Consider the following 580-nt stretch of genomic DNA (forward strand, 5'->3'; position numbering starts at 1 on the left):
AAGATGATCTGGCGCATAAAGCTATTCCGACGCTTGGGCCGCAGGCGCCGACGGCGCCTGGCCATCCGCCGGGCCGGCCGGGGGATGCGTTGCGCTGCCGGCCGGGCCGGGTTTCCTGCGTGCGGTGGCGATCAGGGTGTAGGCCACCGGCACGACGAACAAGGTCAATAGTGTACCCAGCATCAGGCCGCCCACCAGGACCCAGCCGATCTGCTGGCGCGACTCGGCGCCCGCGCCCGAGGACAGCGCCAGCGGCACGGTGCCCAGCACCATGGCGCCGGTGGTCATCAGGATCGGCCGCAGGCGCAGCACGCTGGCCTCGGTCACGGCCTCGAACAGCGCCTTGCCCTCGTCGCGCAACTGGTTGGTGAATTCGACGATCAGGATGCCGTGCTTGGTGATCAGGCCCACCAGCGTGATCAGGCCGATCTGGCTGTAGATCGACAGCGTGCCGCCGGTCAGCCACAGCGCCAGCAGCGCGCCGGTCATGGACAGCGGCACCGACAGCATGATGATGAACGGGTTGCGCCAGCTCTCGAACTGCGCCGCCAGCACCAGGTAGATGAAGGCCAGCGCCATG

General features: G+C 68.3%; 1 protein-coding gene. It reads right to left on the bottom strand.

The features are described 5' to 3' along the window. Positions 1 to 21 precede the first annotated feature (21 nt). The coding region (locus tag DKP76_RS18925; RefSeq protein ID WP_146198962.1) for an efflux RND transporter permease subunit at positions 22 to 580 on the bottom strand (559 nt) is incomplete at its 5' end.

This window comes from Falsochrobactrum shanghaiense, from assembly GCF_003149535.1.
In the GTDB taxonomy this organism is placed as follows: Bacteria; Pseudomonadota; Alphaproteobacteria; order Rhizobiales; family Rhizobiaceae; genus Brucella; species Brucella shanghaiense.